Raw genomic sequence first — 20,541 nt, 5'->3', positions numbered from 1 at the left:
AGGATGAGCGAGGCGGTTGCGTCCGCAGTCTACAGGGCTTCGAAAATTTTACGCACCCGTTCGAGGTCCTGCGGCGTGTTGACATCCATCGGCGCGCTGCCGACGAGGCTGACGTCGATGCGCATGCCGGCTTCGAGTGCGCGGAGTTGCTCCAGCTTTTCACGCAGTTCGAGCGGTGAGGGTGGCAGCGCGACGAAACGCTCGAGCGCGCGGCGCCGGTAGGCGTACACGCCGATATGCTGGTAGAGGGGCCCGTCGCCGGACGGGGCCGTGGCCCGGGTGAAATAGAGGGCGCGGTGGCGCGCTCCGCCGAGCGGTGTGGCGACGGCCTTGACATAGCTCGGATCGACGCGTCCCTCGGCCGTCCTGATCTCGGTCATGATGGTGCCGATGTCGACCGCCGGATCGCCTAGGGGATCGAACGCGGCGCGCAGCGCCGCAGGTTCGATCAGCGGCACGTCGCCCTGGAGATTCAGCACCACGCCGTGTCTGGCGTCGGGGTCGATGAGGGCGGCTGCCTCGAAGATCCGGTCGGAGCCGGATTCGTGGTCGGGACGGGTCATCACGGCGCTGCCGCCGTGATCGCGGACCGCCTCGGCGATGCGCGCGTCGTCGCAGGCGACCGTGACCGGACCGATGTCGGCGTTGCGGGCCTGCTCCAGGACGCGGACGATCATCGGTTTGCCGGCAATGTCGGCGAGGGGCTTTTCCGGCAGGCGGGTCGCGGCCATGCGCGCAGGGATGATGACGAGGGCGGACGTCAAGCGGTTCTCCGGATCGATCGGCGCCGACGAAAGCATTTCCGGCGCGGTCGGCGACGATTTTCGTTGCCTCGCGTCTTTTATACCTATGGACAGCGGCGTCAAAAAATTTGTAGGTTCCTGCCAAATTTGACGGAAGCAGATTATGGCGTGCGCTGTCTGGTGCGGGCCATGGACGCGTTAATCTGGAGCCTCACAGAATGGATGCCTTCGAGCTGAACAAGATCGCCGGTGCGGTTTTGATGGTCCTTCTCCTGACGATGGGCGTCGGTATCGTCTCTGACGTGATCTTCACGCCGACTATCCCGAGCAAGCCGGGCTATGAAATCGTGGTCGCCAGCGCGGAGGATGCGACGGCCGAGGGCGAAGCCGTTGCCGAAGAAATTCCGTTGGCCGAACGTCTTGCCGCGGCTTCCGTCGAAGGCGGCGAGAGGGCTGCGCGCAAGTGCGCCGCCTGTCACACGTTCGAACAGGGCGGCGCCAACAAGGTCGGTCCGAACCTGTGGGCCGTCGTCGGCCGCAAGCCCGCTTCGGTCTCCGGCTTCTCCTATTCTGCCGCCATGAACGCCTTCGCCGAAACCCACGATGCCTGGACGCTTGAGCAGCTCGATGCCTTCCTGACCAACCCGCGCGCTCACGTCCCGGGCACCTCGATGGGCTTCGCCGGCCTGAGAAGGACGGACGAGCGCAGCGACATGATCGTCTACATGAACGCCCAGTCGGACAACCCGGCACCGCTGGAGTAAGGGACATGGGCCCGCCGGACTGGCGGCGGGACATTGATGGGAAGTCGTCAGGCCGCGCCGAAAGGCGCGGCTTTTCTTTGTTGCGACAAGCCATTCTTTACAAAATTGCCGTACCGTAAAAATTGACGTGATCGGGACCGGAACCGTTGCGCCGGCAGTGCTGCAGCGTGCGGAACAACCGGGGAGAATTCGTGCAGATCAGCAACCAAGTCAATCGCCGAAAGGGCCTGTGGCCGGCCGTGGCGGTATCTCTTGCCATCTTCGCGACCGGGCTGATGCTGACAGGCTATATCGGCCACCTGATCCGCGACATCGCGATCGAGCGCCATCAGACGGCAGCTGCCGCACGTCTTTCGGAGGTTCGCGCAAGGCTCGTCGGTGCGGTCGGGGAAACCGTATCGTTGGCGCAGGGTCTGATGAGTTACGTCGCCATCCATCCGCAACCCACTGAAGTGGAGTTCCGGCGTTTTGCCGCGGAGATGTTCCTAGCCAATCGCAGCATCCGCAACGTCGCGCTTGCGCCCGGCAACATCGTGCGCCACGTCTTCCCCCTGGTTGGCAATGAAACGGCGATCGGCCTGTCTTATGCCGAGAACCGGGAGCAGTGGCCGGGCGTGCGGCGGGCAATGGAGACCCGTTCGATCGTGCTTTCCGGCCCGATGGCGCTGGTTCAGGGCGGCCGGGCTGTCATCGCGCGCATCCCGATCTTCACGTCGGGCGACCCTGCAGACTTCGGCTCGACGCGCAGCTATTGGGGCATGGGGTCGATCGTGATCGACGAGGCAGGCCTGCTCGCCGGCGCCGGTGTCGGCTCCGAAGTCGACGGCTACCGGATCGCCCTGCGCAATGCGACCGAAGGCGATCACCACGGCGAACCGATCCTGGGCGACCAGGAAATTTTCGGGCAGGATTCGGTCGAACTTGCGATCGATCTTCCGGGCGGGAGTTCGTGGCAGATCGCCGCCTATCCGCCCGGCGGCTGGCACAGGCTGTCGACCGAGGCATGGCTGGCGCTCGGCGCCGGCTACGGAGCGACTGTCCTGGTCGCCGCCATGGCCTTCCTGCTCGTCTACGAGATCTTCAAGGCCCGGCAGATGGCCCATCACGATCCGCTCACCGGTCTGCCCAACCGGCGTCTGCTGGAGGACCGCATGGAGCAACTCGCCGGACTCACCGACCGTTCCGGCATCGGCTTCCAGGTCTTCTTCGTCGATCTCAACGCTTTCAAGCCGATCAACGACCGCCATGGCCACGTGATCGGCGACATGCTGCTGATCGAGATCGGCCGGCGCCTGCGCACAGAGACGCGGCGCATGGACACGGTCGCTCGGATCGGCGGCGACGAATTCGTCGTGCTCACCCCCGGCATCATGCAGGAAAGCGATGCCGCGCTGTTTGTATCCCGTCTGGCGAAGCGGGTCGGCGAACCGCTGACGATCGGCGACGCCAGGGTCGAGGTGCGTGCCAGCGTAGGTCTTGCCTCCTACCCGCAGGACGCCTCCTCGATTCGCGAGCTTCTCGATCTGGCCGACACCCGCATGTACGCGCACAAGAGCGCGCGTATGGCCGGCCTTCCCCGCCCCGCCGTCGCCACCCTTACCTAGGCCACGATGATTTCGGGTCGGGAGCCGAGTGCAAAGCGCCCTCAACGGTCTTCCTCATCCCCTTCAGCGTCTTAAATTTCTGTCATCTTTCGCATTCGTCGGTGACGAGCGGTGGCCATCCCTCCTAAACTGAGGTCCAGATCGTCGCCGGGACCGCCGGTTCCGAAAGCCGAATGCGTTCCATATCCGGGAGAGCCGACCATGATCGCACGTCCAAGGCCGCGCAGGCGGACCGCGTGGGCCTTCGCCCTCGTCCTGGCCGTCTGCACAAGCGCGCTGGCCGGTCCGTCCCGTGCCGCCGACGAACCGGCCTGGCGTCACGCCACAGCGCTGACCGGCGAACCGAAATACGGTCCGGATGTGCCCCATTTCGACTACGTCGATCCGGACGCACCGAAGGGCGGCCTCGTCCGCCTGTCCGCGACCGGTGGTTTCGACACCTTCAACGTGCTCCTGCCCAAGGGCAACCCGGCGCCCGGGCTGGGCCTCATCTACGAAAGCCTGATGGAGTCGTCTTACGACGAGTTCGACATCAGCGCGCAATACGGCGTCATCGCGGAAGCAATGCGCTATCCGGACGACTTCTCCTGGGTGGAATATCGCCTCAACCCGGCCGCGCGCTGGCACGACGGCGCGCCGGTCACCACGGCCGACGTGCTCTGGTCCTACGAGAAGGCGGTAGAGATCAATCCGCAGCAGCGCTTCTACTATCACAACGTCGTGAAGGCGGAAGAGCGCCCCGGCGGGGTCGTCCGCTTCGAGTTCGACGCGTCCGGCAACCGCGAGCTGCCGCACATCATGGGCCAGCTCCTGATCCTGCCCAAGCACTGGTGGGAAGGCACCAACGCCGCGGGCGTGAAGCGCGACATCGCCAGCGGCACCCTCGAGCCGCCGCTCGGCTCGGGCCCCTACCGGATCAAGGACTTTGCCGCCAACCGTCAGATCGCCTACGAGCGCGTGCCCGAGTATTGGGGCAAGGACCTGCCTATCCGGGTCGGCACCAACAATTTCGGCGAGATCCGCTATGTCTCCTTCCTCGACCAGGCTGTCGAACTGGAAGCCTTCAAGGGCGACCAGTACGACTGGCGCGAGGAGCGCAGCGCCAGCCAGTGGTCGAAGGCCTACGACTTCCCGGCGGTCCGCGCCGGGCGCGTCGTGCTGGAGGAATTCCCCGACCGGGGCAGCGGCGTGATGCAGGCCTTCGTGCCCAACCTGCGGCTGGAGAAGTTTGCCGATCCGCGCGTGCGCCGGGCGCTCAACTACGCCTATGATTTCGAAACCACGAACGAGATCGTCTCGGCCAACCTGCTGAAGCGCATCGGCTCCTATTTCGCCGGCACCGATCTTGCCGCCACCGGACTGCCGCAGGGGCTGGAACTGGAGATCCTGGAGGAAGTCCGCAACCAGGTGCCGCCGGAGGTCTTTACGCAGGAATACAAGAACCCGGTCGGCGGCAATCCGCAAAACGTGCGCGCCAACCTGCGCGAGGCGGTGAAGCTTCTCCAGGAGGCCGGCTACCGGCTCGACGGCCGGCGCATGGTCGACGCCGGCGGACAGCAGCTGACCATCGAATTCATCTATGCCGACAAGAGCGCCGAGCGCTCCCTGCTGCCCTATTCGGAAAACCTGAAGAGCATCGGCATCCGCGCCGACCTGCGGCTGATCGACCTGCCGCAATACATCAACCGGATCCGCAGCCGCGATTTCGAGATGGCCACCCTGGTCTGGGGCCAGTCGCTGTCGCCGGGCAACGAGCAGCGCGACTACTGGGGCTCGGACTCCGCCGATCGGCCGCAGTCGCGCAACTATGCTGGCATCAGGAATCCGGCCGTCGACAAGCTGATCGACCGGATCGTGTTCGCCAGGACCCGCGAGGAACTGGTCGCCGCCACCCACGCCCTCGACCGGGTGCTGCTGTGGAACCACTACGTGGTGCCGCAGTTCCATTCCGACGTCGACCGCACCGCGCGCTGGAACCGCTTCGGCCATCCGCAGGAGATCCCGGAATTCACCCACGGCTTCCCGACCATCTGGTGGTACGACGAGGCGCTGGCGGCGAAGACGGGGGCGCCGCGATGAGCCGGCCCCGGGATCCCTCCCGCCGCACCGTGCTCAAGGCGTCCGCAGCCGCAATCGCCGCCGCGGCCTTGCCCGGCCCGTTCCTCGCGCCGGCCCGGGCCGAGGGACTGCGCCATGGCCTGTCGGTGTTCGGCGAATTGAAATACGCGTCGGACTTCCCCCATTTCGGCTACGTCAATGCCGAAGCCCCTAAGGGGGGGCGGATCATCTTCACCGCGCCGAGCTGGGCCTACAACCAGAACCCGCAGACCTTCAACACCTTCAACACCTTCATCCTGAAGGGCGACGCGCCGCCGCGCATGGAAATGTGCTTCGACACGCTGATGGTACGTGCCCTAGACGAGCCCGACGCCCTCTACGGCCTGGTCGCCTCCGGCGCGGAGACGGTGAACGGCGGCAACGCCATCGTCTTCCACCTGCGGCCCGAGGCACGCTTCCATGACGGTTCGCGGCTCACCGCCGGCGACGTCGCCTTCTCTCTCGAGGTGCTGAAGGAATCCGGCCACCCGCAGATCCGCCAGGCGCTGCTGGAACTGGTCGGCGCGGAAGCCCTCGACGACAGTCGCGTGCTGGTGCGGTTCAGCGGCCGGCAGACCCGCCAGCTGCCGCTGATCGTCGCCGGCATGCCGATCCTGTCCAGGCGCTACTACACCGCTTACGACTTCACCCAGTCGGTGCTGACCCCTCCGCTGTCGTCCGGCCCCTACAAGGTCGGCCGTCACGAGGTCGGCCGCTATGTCGAATACCACCGGGTCAAGGACTGGTGGGGTAAGGACCTGCCGGTCTCGGTCGGGCACCACAATTTCGACGTCATCCGGATCGAGTTCTACCGCGAGCGCACCGCCGCCTTCGAAGCCTTCAAGAAGGGCGCGACCACCTATCAGGAGGAATTCACCTCCAAGACCTGGGCGACGGAATACACCTTCCCCGCGGTTCAGGACGGCCGCGTGCTGCTCAAGGAATTCCCCGACAACCGGCCGGCCGGCGCGCAGGGCTGGTTCTTCAACACGCGCAGGGACAAGTTCGCCGATCCGCGCGTGCGCCGGGCCCTCGGCTACGCCTTCGACTTCGAATGGTCGAACCAGGTCCTTTTCTACGGTCTCTACACCCGCACGCAATCCTTCTTCCAGAACTCGGCCATGATGGCGACCGACCTGCCGACCGAGGCGGAACTCGCGCTGCTCGAGCCGTTCCGCGACCGGCTGCCCGATGCCGTGTTCGGCGAACCGGTGACCGCTCCGGTCTCGGACGGCTCCGGCTTCGACCGACGCCTTCTGCGCGAGGCAGCACGGCTCCTGGAGGAGGCCGGGCTGAAGCGCGACGGCGCCACGCTGCTCGGCCTTGACGGTAAGCCCTTCACCGTCGAGTTTCTCGACAACTCGCCAAGCTTCGATCGGATCATTCAGCCCTATCTGCGCAATCTCGAGCGGCTGGGCATCCGGGCCACGTCGCGCACAGTCGATCCCGCGCAGTATCAGGCGCGGCTCAACGACTTCGATTTCGACATCGCCAGTCGGCGTTACGCGCTGTCGGCGACGCTGAGCGATACGGTGCGCGACTTCTGGAGTTCGAAAGCCGCCGCGACGCCCGGGAGCTCCAATCTCTCCGGAATCAGTGATCCGGTCGTCGATGCCCTGATCGAAACCGCCCTTGCCGCAAAGTCGCGCGAGGCCATGTATGTTGCGGCGCGCGCCCTCGACCGGGTTCTGCGCGCCGGCTACTACTGGGTTCCGCAGTGGAACAAGCCGACTCACACGGTGGCGATGTGGGACGTGTTCGGCTATCCCGAGGAGCCGCCGTTCTACGATTTCCCGGTCGAAAGCACCTGGTGGTTCGATGCGGACAAGGCGGCGAAGATCGGCATGGCCGGTTGATTTCGGATCTGAAGGCACAAGAACGACAACATGGGCGCCTATATCCTCCGACGCATGCTGCTGATGATCCCGACCCTGATCGGCATCATGGCGATCAATTTCGTCATTATCCAGTTCGCCCCCGGCGGGCCGGTCGAGCGGGTGATCGCGCAGCTGTCCGGTACGGACGTGTCCGCCACCGCGCGCATCGGCGGCGGCGGTGGCGACATGGCTGCCGGCGGGCTGGAAGCCCGCGGCGCGGCCGACAGCGTCACGTCGAAATATCGAGGCGCCCAGGGCCTCGACCCGGAGTTCATCAAGGAACTGGAAGCGCAGTTCGGCTTCGACAAGCCGCCGCTGGAGCGCTTCCTGACCATGCTGTGGAACTATGCCCGGTTCGATTTCGGCGAGAGCTATTTCCGCGACATCCGCATCATCGACCTGATCGTGGAAAAGATGCCGGTCTCCATCTCGCTCGGGCTCTGGATGACGCTGATCTCCTACGCGGTGTCGATCCCGCTCGGCATCCGCAAGGCGGTCTCCGACGGGTCGCGCTTCGACGTATGGACCTCGGGCGTCATCGTGGTCGCCTATGCGATCCCGGGCTTCCTGTTCGCCGTGCTGCTGATCGTGCTGTTCGCCGGCGGGTCGTTCCTCGACCTCTTCCCGCTGCGCGGCCTGACCTCTGAGAATTTCGGCGATCTGCCCTGGTACGGCAAGATCGCCGATTATTTCTGGCATCTGGCGTTGCCGCTGACCGCCATGGTGCTGTCCGCCTTCGCCACGACGACGCTCCTGACCAAGAACTCGTTCCTGGACGAGATCCGCAAGCAGTATGTCATCACCGCGCGCTCCAAGGGTCTGACCGAGCGCCAGGTTCTCTACGGCCACGTCTTCCGCAACGCCATGCTGATCGTCGTCGCCGGCTTTCCGGGCGCCTTCATCTCGTCCTTCTTCGCCGGCTCGCTGCTGATCGAGACGATCTTCTCGCTCGACGGCCTCGGCTTGCTCGGCTTCGAGTCGGTCATCAACCGTGACTATGCGGTGGTCTTCGCCACGCTTTACATCTTCTCCCTGATGGGCCTCCTGGTGAACCTCATCTCCGACCTCACCTACACATGGATCGATCCGCGGATCGACTTCGAGAGCCGGGAGGTCTGAGCGATGGACCGCCGCCTCAACAAGGATCTCGAAGACGCGGGACTGGACGTGATGAACCCGCTGCCCGGAGAGACCCCTCCGCCGCCGCCCAGGCGCATGCGCCTGTCGCCGATCAACCGGCGGCGCCTGGCCAGTTTCCGCGCCAACGGCCGCGGCTACTGGTCGCTGTGGATCTTCCTGGTGCTGTTCGGCCTGTCGCTAGTGGCCGAGTTCCTCACCAACGACCGGCCGATCCTCGTCTCCTACAAGGGCGAGCTGCTGGCGCCGGTGTTCGTCGACTACCCGGAAGAAAAGTTCGGCGGCTTCCTCGCCGTGACCGACTACCGCGATCCGTTCATCCAAGAGGAGATCAACGCCGACGGCTGGATGCTGTGGCCGCCGGTGCGTTATTCCTACCGCTCCGTCAACAACGAGATCCCGGTGCCGGCCCCGGCCCCGCCGTCCTGGATGATGGACAAGGAGAAGCGCTGCTCGCGCTATGCGCAAGGCGCGGCGGACCCCAACTGCGTCATGGGCAACTGGAACTGGCTCGGCACCGACGACCAGGGCCGCGACGTGCTGGCGCGCCTGGTCTACGGCTTCCGCATCTCCGTCCTGTTCGGCCTGGCCCTTACCCTTGCCTCCTCGGCGATCGGAATCGCGGCCGGTGCGGTGCAGGGCTATTACGGCGGCTGGATCGACCTCGTCTTCCAGCGCTTCATCGAGATCTGGACCGCGATCCCGACGCTCTACCTGATCCTGATCGTGTCCTCCGTGCTGATCCCCGGCTTCTGGACCCTGTTCACCATCCTGCTCGCTTTCTCCTGGGTCGCGCTGGTCGGAGTCGTGCGTGCCGAGTTCCTGCGCGGGCGGAATTTCGAATATATCGCCGCCGCCCGGGCCCTTGGCGTGTCCAATCCGATCATCATGTGGCGGCACCTGCTGCCCAACGCGATGGTGGCGACGCTGACCTTCATGCCCTTCATCCTGAACGGCTCGATCTCGACCCTGACCGCACTCGACTTTCTCGGCTTCGGCCTGCCGCCGGGCTCGGCGTCGCTCGGCGAGATGCTGGCGCAGGGCAAGAACAACCTTCAGGCACCCTGGCTCGGCATCACCGGCTTCATCGTCATCTCGCTCATGCTGAGCCTGCTGATCTTCATCGGGGAAGCCGTGCGCGACGCCTTCGACCCGCGCAAAAGCTATTCTTGAGGATATCTGAATGACCGTCGGATCCGGCCCGTCGCCCCTCCTTTCCGTCTCCGACCTGTCCGTCGCCTTCCGCCAGGGGGCGGAGACCAACCTGGCCGTCGACCGCGTCTCGTTCGACATTCATGCCGGCGAAACCGTTGCGTTGGTTGGCGAATCCGGCTCCGGCAAGTCGGTGTCGGCGCTCTCGATCCTGCGCCTGCTGCCCTATCCGGCGGCCTCGCACCCCTCCGGCGCCATCCATTTTAAGGGCACGGAACTGCTCGGCGCGAGCGACCGGGAGATGCGCGCGGTGCGCGGCAACGAGATCTCGATGATCTTCCAGGAGCCGATGACCTCGCTCAACCCGCTGCACTCGGTGGAGCGCCAGATCGCCGAAATCCTCAAGGTTCACAGGGGCATGAGCGATACCAAGGCGCGCGAGCGGGTGCTCGAGCTGCTGACCCAGGTCGGCATCCGCGAGCCAGGGACGCGGCTCGCCTCCTATCCGCACCAGCTGTCCGGCGGCCAGCGCCAGCGCGTCATGATCGCCATGACGCTCGCCAACGAGCCGGACCTGCTGATCGCCGACGAACCGACGACGGCGCTGGACGTCACCGTCCAGGCCCAGATCCTGAAGCTTCTCAAGGACTTGCAGAACCAGCGCGGCATGGCCATGCTGTTCATCACGCATGACCTCGGCATCGTGCGCAAGATCGCCGACCGGGTCTGCGTGATGACCGACGGCAGGATCGTCGAGCAGGGGCCGGTGGCGGATATCTTCGACCGGCCGCAGCATCCCTACACGCAGCACCTGCTGGCCGCCGAGCCGAAGGGCACGCCGCCGGTGCATGACGAGACCAAACCGATCGTCGTCGAGGCGCGCGACCTCAAGGTCTGGTTCCCGATCAAGCGCGGCCTGCTGCGCCGGACGGTCGACCACATCAAGGCGGTGGACGGCGTCGACGTCACCGTGCGCGAGGGCCAAACCCTTGGCATCGTTGGGGAAAGCGGATCCGGCAAGACCACGCTCGGACTCGCCATCCTGCGCATGATCTCCTCCACCGGGCGCATCTCTTTCAAGGGCACTGAGATCGACGCCTATTCCTGGAAGGACATGCGGCCGCTGCGCGCGGACATGCAGATCGTGTTCCAGGATCCGTTCGGCGCCTTGAGCCCGAGGATGTCGGTGGCGGATATCGTCGGCGAGGGGCTGAAGGTGCATTTCCCGACCATTTCGGAGGCGGAACGGGACCGCCGGGTGGCCATGGCGCTGGAGGAAGTCGGCCTCGACGCCACCACCCGGTTCCGCTATCCGCACGAATTCTCCGGCGGCCAGCGCCAGCGCATCTCCATCGCGCGCGCCCTGGTGCTGGAGCCGAAATTCGTCATGCTGGACGAGCCGACCTCGGCGCTGGACATGAGCGTGCAGGCACAAGTCGTTGATCTGCTTCGCGATCTTCAGAAACGCCACGGCCTCGCCTACCTGTTCATCTCGCACGACCTGAAGGTCGTGCGCGCGCTCGCCAACGACGTCATCGTCATGCGCAACGGCAAGGTGGTCGAGGCCGGCCTGGCAGCCGAAGTGTTCGACCGGCCGAAGACCGACTACACCCAGGCACTGATGGCTGCGGCGTTTCGGCTGGAAACCGCGCCGGAGGGTGTGGTCAGCGAATAGCGGCCGGCTCCCGCCGCTGCTTTGCCTTCACCGATCCTCCTTGTTTTCAAGGCCTTGGTGGTCCGTTAATCGATCCAGCAGGTGGCCGGCAGGCCGGCGGCCTCCTGCGCCCTGCCGATCGAGCGGCGGGTCTTGAAGCCGATCAGGCCGTCGGCGCCGCCGACGTCGTGGCCGGCCCGCTCCAGGCGCAGCTGCAGGTCGCGGACCGCGCCGCGGGAGACGTGCTTGACCGGCCTCCAGGGCGCGACGAAGCCGGTGTTGTTGCCGTAGCGGTCGGCGAGATGGCCGACGAACAGGGCATAGACGTCGGACTCGTTATACGCCTTCAGCACGTAGAAATTCTCGGTCGCCAGGAACGCCGGGCCGTAGCGCCCGGCCGGCATCAGGATGTTGCCCGGCAACGGCAACTCGTGGGCGGGAAAGGGCTTTTCCCGAACGCGCACGATGCCCTCGCGGACGAAGTCGGCAAACGGCTGGCGGCGGTCCGGACCCTCGCGCGAACAGGATATCCCCGCCGGCACGATCACCTCGTAGCCCCAGTCGCGCCCGCTCACCCAGCCGTGGCGCTGCAAGTAATGGGCAATCGAGGCCATGGTGTCGGAGGGCGAGTCCCAGATGTCGCGGCGGCCGTCGCCGTCGAAGTCGACGGCATATTTCAGGTAGGACGAGGGCAGGAACTGGGGCTGGCCCATGGCGCCGCCCCAGGAACTTTTGAGGCGCGCGCGCGGGATCTCGCCTGTCTGGAGGATCTTAAGTGAATCAATGAGTTCCGAGAAAAAGAACGCACGTCTCTGGGAGCCCATGAAGGCCCGGGTGGCGAGCACTCGGACGGCGTCGTGGGGAATCCTGGCCGCGCCGTAGCCTGATTCGCGCGCCCAGACGGCGAGAATTATCCGCCGCGGCACGCCGTAGCGCCGCTCGATGGCATCGAGCGTTTTCTCGTGCGTCGCCAAGAGCCTGCGACCGCCGGCGACGAGCGCATCGAACTGGCTATCGCTGAAATATCCCGCCGGCGGACGGAATTCGGCCTGGAAATTGATCTCCGGCGGCGCCTCCGGCCGGTCCGGCCGGCCGAGGCCCGGCAGGTCGGTGGCCGGGGTCAGGCCGGCCAGTTCGCGGGCGAGCACGGCGTCGGACACGCCAGCCCGTTTCGCCTCCGGAACGACCTTGCGGTTCAGAAACTCCTGGAACGCGCTATCATACGGCCCGGCCTGGACCGGAGCCGAAACGGCCAGCGCAAGCAGCAGGATCGCGCGGCGCATCGCAGCTTTGCCCTTGCCGGTTATCCTCATGGTGCGTGCCTCCTGCAGCCCGTTTTCCGTCCGCGGCCACCCCGTCCCGAAACCGTCCGGACTCTATCCTACTTCCCTCCGACTTCGTGCCGGACCCCTGCCGGACCCCTGTTACACGGTGGCGGCCGCGACCTCCCGCGCGTCAGCCCTCCGCCACCCAGGTCGCGATCAGGTGATGGGCGATCGAGATCGGCGGCGGGATGCGGTGGCCGAGAGGATGGCTGCCGGCCATCATCTGGCGCACCTCGTCGCGCGAGCACCAGCGGCAGGCCTCCAACTCGTCCTGGCCGATGACGATGTCGCGGTCGAGCGCCTCGCCCCGGCAGCCGAGCATCAGGTTGGCCGGGAACGGCCAGGGCTGGTTGGCGACGAGATCGACCCGGCCGACCCGGATACGCGCCTCCTCGTAGGTCTCGCGGCGCACGGCGTCCTCGATCGTCTCGCCCGGCTCCATGAAGCCGGCGAGCGTGGTGAAGATGCCCTCGGCCAGCCGCGGCGGCCGGCCGAGCAGGACCTTGTCGCCATCGGTGATCAGCATGATGACGACCGGGTCGGTGCGCGGGAAGTGCTGGGCGGCGCAGGACGGGCAGTCGCGCCGGTAGCCGGCCTCGCGCATCACGCTCGGCTGGCCGCAGGCGGAGCAGAAGCGGTGCGACAGATGCCAGTGGACCAGCGCCCGGGTCTGCGCCAGGGCGCCGAGGTCTGCAGGCGGCAGCACGCCGCGCAGCGCCAGGGTGCGCAGGTCGATCAGTTCCAGCCCGGCGACGGCCTCGACGGCGACGTCGGGCAGAGGGCTGGCGCAGGCAAACAGCGGCCGGCCGTCCTCCAGGCCGAGCAGGATCGCCTCGGCCGGGTCGAAGCCGAGCGCGTCGGCGCGGGCGCGGGCGTGGCGCACGCTCGGCGCGCCGGCAACATCAAGCACGATCCTGCCGGCGGTCGAGACGACGAAGGCGGCGTCCGGGCGCGCCAGCAGGCCGGCGAGCCAGTCGGCGTCGCCGCGCCGCTCCGAACAGCGGTCGAGCGGGTTGACGACGAAGCTCATGTCCCCGCCCGCCGTCACGATCGCATCCGCCGCCATGTCCAGGTCTCCCGTCCGCCGATCCGGCCGGCCCTGCCGGCCGCCGTCACCGGCGCTGCCTGCGTGGGTAGCATTGCCTCGGGGGCGGCTTCAACACCCCAGGCGCTCGCGCACCGCCGCGACCAGCCGCTCGCGGTCGCCGTCGGCATAGGCGGCCGGCGGCTCCCGGCCCCAGACCGGATCGGGCCAGGCGGCGTCGCCCTGGAAGCGGGCGATGACATGGACGTGGAGCTGGGACACCTGGTTGCCGAGGGCGGCGATGTTGAGCTTGTCGCAGCCGGTGGCGCCCTTGAGCGCCTCGGCGGCTGCCGCGATCTCCTCCATCAGCACCAGCCGGTCGGCCGGCGCAAGGTCGAGGATCTCGATCAGGTCGGGTTGGCGCGGGATCAGCAGCAGCCAGGGATAGTTGGCGTCCTTCATCAGCCGCAGCGCGCACAGCGCCAGGTCGGCGACCGGCAGGCTGTCGCCTTCCAGGCGCGGATTGAGGTCGAACTGGATCATGATCGGCGTCCGGGTGTCGCTCGGGTGTCGTGTGCTTCGACCCTACACCGGCGCGGGCGCGCTTGGCGAGGGGGCGATCCGGCGGCGACACCGGTGGCAGACCGCCGCCGTCCGGCGTAGACTGCAAGACCGATCCGAGCCGCCGGAGCCTGCCCATGCGCCTTCTCGTGCCGCCGCCGCTGCAGGCGTTCCTGTTCGCCGTCGCCATGGCGCTGGCCGCGCGCGCCTTTCCAGGCCTCGCCGTCACCTTTCCCGGCCAGGTCGCGCTGGCGGTGGGGCTCGCCGCCCTCGGCCTCGCCATCGATCTGACCGCGGTCGTCGCCTTCCTGCGGTCGCGCACCACGGTCAACCCGCTGCGCCCGGCGAAGGCGCGCATGCTGGTCGCCACCGGCCTCTACCGCTTCACCCGCAACCCGATGTATCTCGGCCTGCTGCTGGTGCTGTCCGGCTGGGCGGTGTGGCTCGGCCACGGCCTCGCCGCGGCGATCGTGCCGCTGTTCGTCGTCGCCGTCACCGAACTGCAGATCAAGCCGGAGGAGGCGGCGCTGGAGGCGAAGTTCGGCGAACCCTATCGCGCCTACAGGCGCAAGGTCCGCCGCTGGATCTGAGCGCGGCCCTTGTCGAGCGCCCCGCCGACGCGCTATCAGGGCGCCGGGACCGGCGGGCCTCGCGGCGCCCGCCCCGGAGAGACGCGCGTGCGACCGGTATTCGACGGCTTCACCTTCTTCAACGAGCTTGACGTGCTCGAACTGCGCCTGCGCGAGCTGGCGCCGGTCGTCCACCGCTTCGTGCTGGTGGAGGCCGACCGCACCTTCACCGGTCATCCCAAGCCGCTGCATTTCTCCGACAACAAGGCGCGCTTCGCGCCCTTCCTGGACAAGATCGAGCATGTCGTCGTGCGCGACATGCCGGGCGAGGGCGCCTCGGCCTGGGACCGCGAGGCGTTCCAGCGCAACGCCATCCTGCGCGGGCTCGGCGCTGCCCGCCCCGACGACCTGGTGCTGGTCGGCGACGTCGACGAGATCCCCAAGCCCGAGGCGCTCCGGCGCGCCGCCGAGGATCCGACGAGCGTCGCGGCGGTGACCACCTTCGAGCCGGAATTTTTCCTCTATTTCCTGAACCTGCGCACCGACCCGGTCTACACCAGCCTGATCGGCCCGCGCCTGATCGCGCGCCGGCGTCTCGCCTCGCCCGAGGTGCTGCGCCGTTTCAAGCCGGTCTGGCGCAAGAAATCGTCGGGCGCGCTCGGCCGCCTGGTCGTCGCCCTGCGCATCCGCGCCAAGTTCGGCGCGTTTCTCGACAACCGCATCGTCCGGCGCGGCGCCTGGCATTTCACCTTCCTCGGCGGCGCCGAGGCGATCCGCCGCAAGCTCCTGTCCTACAGCCACACGGAAGTGCTGCGAGACGAGCTTCTCGACCTCGACTACCTGGAGACCATGCTGAAGCAGCGCCGTTTCATCTTCGAGGGCGAGATGGGGCTTGCCGTGGTCGAGGACTGGTCGCAGCTGCCCAGGACCCTGCGCGACGATCCCGGACCCTGGCGCGCCCATTTCGTGCCCGACGCCGAAGCCTGACCGCGGGCGCCTGACCGTGGGCTTGACCTCGGGGGATCTGCGCTCTGGACCGCGCCCGGCCGATCGACTAACACTGCCGCGACCACTGCCGCCACTGGCCCCGGGCGGGCCGGGGCCGAACCACAGGACGCTTGCCCGTGCTGCTCATCGATCCCACCGCGAACGTGTCGCCGCTGGCCGACCTGGAGCGGTCCGTGCGCGGCACCCGCATCGAGATCGGCCCCGGCGCGGTGATCGATTCCTTCGTCAAGATCAAGCCGGCCGGCGGCAGCGGCGAGGTGATCATCGGCGCCCATGTCTATCTCAATTCCGGCACCACCATCTACACCGGCAACGGCGTGCGGATCGGCGACGACACGCTGATCGCCGCCAACTGCACCCTGGCGCCGACAAACCACGAATTTGCCGATCCCGCCACGCCGATCCGCCTGCAGGGCTTCAAGCCGAGCCGCGGCGGCATCGTCATCGGCCGCGACGTGTGGATCGGCGCCAACAGCGTCGTGCTCGACGGCGCGGTGATCGGCGACGGCTGCGTCGTCGGTGCCGGCTCGCTGGTGCGCGGCACGCTCGAGCCCTTCGGCATCTACGCCGGCAATCCGCTGCGCAGGGTCGGCACCCGTGGCCGCTAGCCCCTTCACCGTCTTCGGCGCCGCAGGCTTCGTCGGCGCCCGCCTGGTCGCCCATCTCGGCGCGCTCGGCCACGAGGTGCGCGCCGTCGGCCGCGACAGCTGGCCGAAGCCCGGCGAGGCGCTCGGCCACGTGCTGTTCACCGTCGGCATGACCGCCCAGTTCCGCGGCCGGCCGTTCGAGACGGTCGAGACCCAGACCCTGCGCGCCTACGAGGCGCTGCGGTCCTACCGCTTCGAGTCCTTCCTCTACCTGTCCTCGACGCGGCTCTACCAGGGCGCCGGCGCCACCGCCGAGGAGACGCCGATCCTCGCCCGCCCGGCCACCGCCGACGCGATCTACAACCTGACCAAGGCGACGGCCGAATGCCTGTGCCTGTCGCTCGACGATCCGGCCGTGCGCGTCGTGCGCCTGTCCAACGTGTTCGGCCCGGAAAACGACTCCGAGCTGTTCGTCTCCGATGTCATGCGCGAGGCGGCGGCGACCGGCCGGCTCGTGTTCCGCTCGGCGCCGGCCTCGGCCAAGGACTACGTCCACGTCGCCGATGTCGCCGAACTGCTGCCGCGGATCGCCCTGTCGGGGCGCGAGCGGCTCTACAACCTCGCCTTCGGACGCAACGTCTCCAACCGCGCCATCGGCGATGCGCTCGCCGCCTGCGGCATCGATATCGCCTATCAGGACGGCGCGCCCGAAATCTCCTTCCCGCAAATTGACATCGCGCGGCTCATGCGGGAATTTCCCCGCCCGACGCGGGGGCTGCTTGCCGCCGTCCCGGAGCTGCTCGAGGCGGCACAGAAAAGGGTACAGACATGATTATCTTCGACGATGAGGAAGGCTACGTTGCCGAGAAGCTGAAGGACGGCACCGAACGGCGCTTTCCCCTCGAGACGCCCGAGGCCTTCGAGCTGATGTCCAGGGCGTGGCTGCGCGCCAGCTGGGACGTCAAGTACATCTACGCCTTCTCCTGGTTCGGTCGGCCGATCATCCAGCTGCCGGAAGACATGATCCGCCTGCAGGAGGTGATTTGGGAGCACAAGCCGGACGTGCTGATCGAGACCGGCGTCGCCCACGGCGGCTCGCTGGTGTTCTACGCCTCGCTGTTCAAGGCGATCGGCAAGGGCCGCGCCATCGGCGTCGAGATCGAGCTGCGCCCGCACAACCGCAAGGCCATCGACGAGCATCCGCTGCGCGACTACATCGAGATCGTCGACGGCTCGTCGATCGACCCGGCCACCGTCGAGAAGGTCCGCTCGATGATCAAGCCGGGCGAGAAGGTCATGGTGATGCTGGATTCCAACCACACCAAGCCGCATGTGCTCGAGGAGCTGCGCGCCTACGGCCCGATGGTCACCCCCGGCTGCTACATCATCGCCGCCGACGGCATCATGGAACTGGTCGCCGGCGGTCCGCGCACCAAGCCCGACTGGCCGGTGTCCAACCCCAAGGCGGCGGCGATCGAGTTCGTCAAGGAGAACCCGGACTTCGCCATCGTCGAGCCGGAATGGCCGTTCAACGAGGGCGTCGTGCGCGAGCGCGTCACCTACTGGCCGAGCGCCTTCGTCAAGCGCCTGCGCTGACCAGGCCGAGCCGCTCGGCGAGCTCCGCGCGCAGCAGGCGGTGGATCCGGAAGGTCCGCTTGCTGACGTGGCGCAGGAACACCGCCCGCAGCAGCAGCCGCTGCGCGCCGGTGAAGTCGCGCTCGCCGATCAGCCGGTTGCCGTAGGCGAGATACTGGCGGAAGATCTGCTTCTTCTCCGCGTGCGATGGCTGCGCCATGCGCCACTTGATCGGATCCTCCAGGATCTGCTGGTGGAACACCGCAGCCGGAGCCAGCACCACCCGCCGGTCGAGGATCAGCGGCAGCATGGTGGCGTGGTCGATCGCCCACAGGGCGTCGAGATTGGCCAGCGCGGCGCGGTAGCAGCGCTCCAGGTCGCGCGGGCGGAACATGCCGTAGATCCAGCTCGCATGCGAGCCGACCAGCAGCGACGCCGGCTCCAGCGCCTTGCCCGGCAGCACGCGCGGCATCCTGCGCACGATGTCGCGCTTGCGCTTGTGGGTGATCACCGTCGGCGCGGCCAGTGCCGCGTCCGGCCGGGCGTCGAGCGCGCCGGCCAGCACCTCCAGGAAGGTCGGGTCGGAATAGTCGTCGTGGGCGCGCCAGACCAGGTAGTCGCAGTCGGCGTTCTCGAAGGTGCCGAGGAAATTGTCGAGCAGCGGCACGGTCTGCGGCCGGTGCACGACGCGGAAATGGGCGTTGCGCGCGGCGAACTCCTCGGCGATCTCGCCGGAAGCGTCCTTCGAGGCGTTGTTGTAGACGATTACCTCGAAGTCGCGGTAGGTCTGGGCCTCCAGGCTTTCGAGCGCCTGTCGCAGATAGGTCGAGCCGTTGTACACCGGCAGGGCGACCTGAACCTTAGCCATTGCTTTGCCATCCTGTCCGCTTGGGTGCGTGCGCGCATGGACTTACGGGATAACGGGGGCGAAAAACAAGGCTTCTTTCCGGGCGCGGAATTGACTAAAGCTGGCACCCGAGCGAACGCGCTGGCGCATGGGAGAACGACGTGAAGGCTGTCATCCTGGCCGGTGGCCTCGGCACCAGGCTGTCCGAGGAGACCGATCTAAAGCCCAAGCCGATGGTCGAGATCGGCGGCATGCCGATCCTCTGGCACATCATGAAGATCTACGCCCACCACGGCGTCACCGACTTCATCGTCTGCCTCGGCTACAAGGGCTATTACATCAAGGAATATTTCTACAACTACTTCCTGCATTCGTCCGACCTGACCATCGACCTGTCGGACAACACCATCACCCACCTCAATTCCAAGGCCGAGCCGTGGAAGGTGACGCTGGTCGACACCGGCCAGGACACCATGACCGGCGGACGGCTGAAGCGCGTGCGCTCCTATCTCGACGCCGACGCGCCGTTCTGCCTGACCTATGGCGACGGCGTCGCCGACATCGACATCCGCCGGCTGATCGCCTTCCACACGGCGCACGGCAAGGACGCCACCCTGTCGGCGGTGATCCCGCCCGGCCGCTACGGCGCGCTCGACCTCGACGGCGACCGGGTGCGCAAGTTCACCGAGAAGCCGCCGGGCGACAACGCCTTCATCAACGGCGGCTTCTTCGTGCTGAACCCGGCCGTGATCGACCGCATCGACGGCGACGCCAGCCATTGGGAGGCCGCGCCGCTTGAGGGGCTCGCCCGCGACGGCCAGCTGTGCGCCTATCGCCATTCCGGCTTCTGGCACGCCATGGACACGCTGCGCGACCGCCGCGTGCTGGAGGACCTGTGGGCCCGCGGCACGGCGCCCTGGAAGGTCTGGGCATGACCGGCGCGCGCGTTGCCCGGCCCGATCCCGCCTTCTGGGCCGGCAAACGCGTGCTGGTCACCGGCCATTCCGGCTTCAAGGGCGCCTGGGCGACGCTCTGGCTGGCGCGGATGGGCGCCGAGGTGACCGGCATCTCGCTGCCGCCGGAGAGCGACAGGGCGCTGTTTGCGCGCGTCGACATGGCCGCGCGCTGCCGGTCCTGGTTCTGCGACATCCGCGACCGCGCCATCCTCGGCACCTTCGTCGCCGACGCCGATCCACAGATCGTGCTACACATGGCCGCCCAGCCGCTGGTGCGCCGCTCGGTCGCCGATCCGCTGCTGACCTTCTCCTCCAACGTCATGGGCACCGCCAACCTGCTCGACGCCCTGCGCGGCGCGCGCGACCTGTCGGTCGTGCTGGCCGTGACCTCCGACAAGGTCTATGCCAACAGCGACCGTGGCGAGGCCTTCGGCGAGGACGCCGCGCTCGGCGGCCACGATCCCTATTCCGGCTCGAAGGCGGCGACCGAGCACGTCGCCCATTCCTTCGACATGACCTATTTCCGCCCGCGCGGCGTACGCCTGGCGACGGCGCGCGCCGGCAACGTCATCGGCGGTGGCGACGCGGCCGAGGACCGCATCATCCCCGACTGCGTGCGTGCGCTCGAGGCCGGCACGCCGCTGGTGCTGCGCCATCCGGAGGCCGTGCGCCCCTGGCAGCACGTGCTCGACTGCCTGAGCGGCTACCTGCTCTATGCCGAGCACCTTGCCGGCGCCGGCGTCGGCGCGGCGCCGCGGGCGCTCAACTTCGGCCCCGAGGCTTCCGACATGCTGCCCGTCGGCGAGGTGGTCGAGCTGTTCTACGCGGGCTACGGCACCCGCGCCGACGTGCGCGTCGAGCGCCCCGAACGCTCGATCGAGATGAAGACGCTGATGCTCGATCCGGCAGAGGCGCTGCGCATACTCGGCTGGCGCTGTTCGCTCGGCCAGCGGGACGCCGTGGTCTGGACCGCCGACTGGTACCGGCGCGTGGCCGAAACCGGCGACGCGCTCGCCGCCACCCTCGACCAGATCGACGCCTTCACGGCGGGGTGACGCCCC

General features: G+C 67.5%; 19 protein-coding genes. 14 read left to right on the top strand and 5 right to left on the bottom strand.

The window, feature by feature from the left end; translation table 11 throughout:
- Positions 1-29 precede the first annotated feature (29 nt).
- A complete protein-coding gene (locus SL003B_RS21650) occupies positions 30-866 on the bottom strand; it encodes a 3-deoxy-manno-octulosonate cytidylyltransferase (protein WP_013655008.1) in 837 nt (278 codons plus the stop codon).
- 95 nt (positions 867-961) lie between these two features.
- Here SL003B_RS21650 and SL003B_RS21645 point away from each other — a divergent pair, with 95 nt between their 5' ends.
- From SL003B_RS21645 to SL003B_RS21615, 7 genes are all read left to right on the top strand, one after another.
- Positions 962-1,507 carry a c-type cytochrome gene (locus SL003B_RS21645; protein ID WP_013655007.1) on the top strand — a complete coding sequence of 182 codons (546 nt, stop codon included), beginning with the start codon at positions 962-964 and terminating at the stop codon, positions 1,505-1,507.
- Positions 1,508-1,698: 191 nt separating this feature from the next.
- Positions 1,699-3,111: a diguanylate cyclase domain-containing protein gene (locus tag SL003B_RS21640; protein ID WP_013655006.1), complete on the top strand. Its 1,413-nt coding sequence runs from the start codon at positions 1,699-1,701 to the stop codon at positions 3,109-3,111.
- Positions 3,112-3,312: 201 nt separating this feature from the next.
- On the top strand, positions 3,313-5,190 hold the full coding sequence (locus tag SL003B_RS21635; protein WP_083812147.1) for an extracellular solute-binding protein: 1,878 nt from the start codon (positions 3,313-3,315) through the stop codon (positions 5,188-5,190).
- Positions 5,187-7,064, top strand: coding sequence for an extracellular solute-binding protein (locus tag SL003B_RS21630; protein ID WP_041375689.1), 1,878 nt, complete (start codon positions 5,187-5,189; stop codon positions 7,062-7,064). Before SL003B_RS21635 ends, SL003B_RS21630 begins: the two co-directional genes overlap by 4 nt.
- Positions 7,065-7,094: 30 nt before the next feature.
- On the top strand, positions 7,095-8,204 hold the full coding sequence (locus tag SL003B_RS21625) for a microcin C ABC transporter permease YejB (RefSeq protein WP_013655002.1): 1,110 nt from the start codon (positions 7,095-7,097) through the stop codon (positions 8,202-8,204).
- Between the two features lie 3 nt (positions 8,205-8,207).
- Positions 8,208-9,395, top strand: a complete 1,188-nt coding sequence (locus SL003B_RS21620) for an ABC transporter permease (RefSeq protein ID WP_013655001.1) — start codon at positions 8,208-8,210, stop codon at positions 9,393-9,395.
- A gap of 10 nt (positions 9,396-9,405) precedes the next feature.
- Positions 9,406-11,049, top strand: coding sequence for an ABC transporter ATP-binding protein (locus tag SL003B_RS21615; RefSeq protein WP_013655000.1), 1,644 nt, complete (start codon positions 9,406-9,408; stop codon positions 11,047-11,049).
- Positions 11,050-11,114: 65 nt separating this feature from the next.
- Here SL003B_RS21615 and SL003B_RS21610 read toward each other — a convergent pair whose 3' ends face one another.
- The 3 genes from SL003B_RS21610 to SL003B_RS21600 form a co-directional block, all read right to left on the bottom strand.
- Positions 11,115-12,341, bottom strand: a complete 1,227-nt coding sequence (locus SL003B_RS21610) for a lytic murein transglycosylase (protein ID WP_013654999.1) — start codon at positions 12,339-12,341, stop codon at positions 11,115-11,117.
- 142 nt (positions 12,342-12,483) lie between these two features.
- Positions 12,484-13,419 carry an NAD(+) diphosphatase gene (nudC, locus tag SL003B_RS21605; protein ID WP_013654998.1) on the bottom strand — a complete coding sequence of 312 codons (936 nt, stop codon included), beginning with the start codon at positions 13,417-13,419 and terminating at the stop codon, positions 12,484-12,486.
- A 90-nt stretch (positions 13,420-13,509) separates the two neighbouring features.
- On the bottom strand, positions 13,510-13,920 hold the full coding sequence (locus tag SL003B_RS21600) for an HIT domain-containing protein (protein ID WP_013654997.1): 411 nt from the start codon (positions 13,918-13,920) through the stop codon (positions 13,510-13,512).
- A 155-nt stretch (positions 13,921-14,075) separates the two neighbouring features.
- Between SL003B_RS21600 and SL003B_RS21595 the strand changes: the two genes are divergently transcribed.
- From SL003B_RS21595 to SL003B_RS21575, 5 genes are all read left to right on the top strand, one after another.
- Positions 14,076-14,528 carry a methyltransferase family protein gene (locus SL003B_RS21595; protein ID WP_013654996.1) on the top strand — a complete coding sequence of 151 codons (453 nt, stop codon included), beginning with the start codon at positions 14,076-14,078 and terminating at the stop codon, positions 14,526-14,528.
- A gap of 87 nt (positions 14,529-14,615) precedes the next feature.
- Positions 14,616-15,494, top strand: coding sequence for a glycosyltransferase family 17 protein (locus tag SL003B_RS21590; protein WP_013654995.1), 879 nt, complete (start codon positions 14,616-14,618; stop codon positions 15,492-15,494).
- Positions 15,495-15,631: 137 nt separating this feature from the next.
- On the top strand, positions 15,632-16,123 hold the full coding sequence (locus SL003B_RS21585; RefSeq protein WP_013654994.1) for an acyltransferase: 492 nt from the start codon (positions 15,632-15,634) through the stop codon (positions 16,121-16,123).
- Positions 16,113-16,934: an NAD-dependent epimerase/dehydratase family protein gene (locus SL003B_RS21580; RefSeq protein WP_013654993.1), complete on the top strand. Its 822-nt coding sequence runs from the start codon at positions 16,113-16,115 to the stop codon at positions 16,932-16,934. Before SL003B_RS21585 ends, SL003B_RS21580 begins: the two co-directional genes overlap by 11 nt.
- Positions 16,931-17,698, top strand: coding sequence for a cephalosporin hydroxylase family protein (locus SL003B_RS21575; protein WP_013654992.1), 768 nt, complete (start codon positions 16,931-16,933; stop codon positions 17,696-17,698). Before SL003B_RS21580 ends, SL003B_RS21575 begins: the two co-directional genes overlap by 4 nt.
- Here SL003B_RS21575 and SL003B_RS22540 read toward each other — a convergent pair.
- Positions 17,682-18,545 carry a glycosyltransferase family 2 protein gene (locus SL003B_RS22540; protein WP_013654991.1) on the bottom strand — a complete coding sequence of 288 codons (864 nt, stop codon included), beginning with the start codon at positions 18,543-18,545 and terminating at the stop codon, positions 17,682-17,684. The genes SL003B_RS21575 and SL003B_RS22540 overlap by 17 nt on opposite strands.
- A 140-nt stretch (positions 18,546-18,685) precedes the next feature.
- Here SL003B_RS22540 and rfbF point away from each other — a divergent pair, with 140 nt between their 5' ends.
- Positions 18,686-19,459 (top strand): glucose-1-phosphate cytidylyltransferase, encoded by a 774-nt coding sequence (gene rfbF / locus SL003B_RS21565; protein WP_013654990.1) that lies wholly within the window; start codon positions 18,686-18,688, stop codon positions 19,457-19,459.
- Complete coding sequence (gene rfbG / locus SL003B_RS21560) at positions 19,456-20,535, top strand: CDP-glucose 4,6-dehydratase (protein ID WP_013654989.1); 1,080 nt, start codon at positions 19,456-19,458, stop codon at positions 20,533-20,535. Before rfbF ends, rfbG begins: the two co-directional genes overlap by 4 nt.
- The last annotated feature ends 6 nt before the right edge of the window (positions 20,536-20,541 follow it).

It is taken from the genome of Polymorphum gilvum SL003B-26A1 (assembly GCF_000192745.1).
GTDB lineage: Bacteria > Pseudomonadota > Alphaproteobacteria > Rhizobiales > Stappiaceae > Polymorphum > Polymorphum gilvum.
This window is presented reverse-complemented; position numbering and strand designations above follow the sequence as displayed.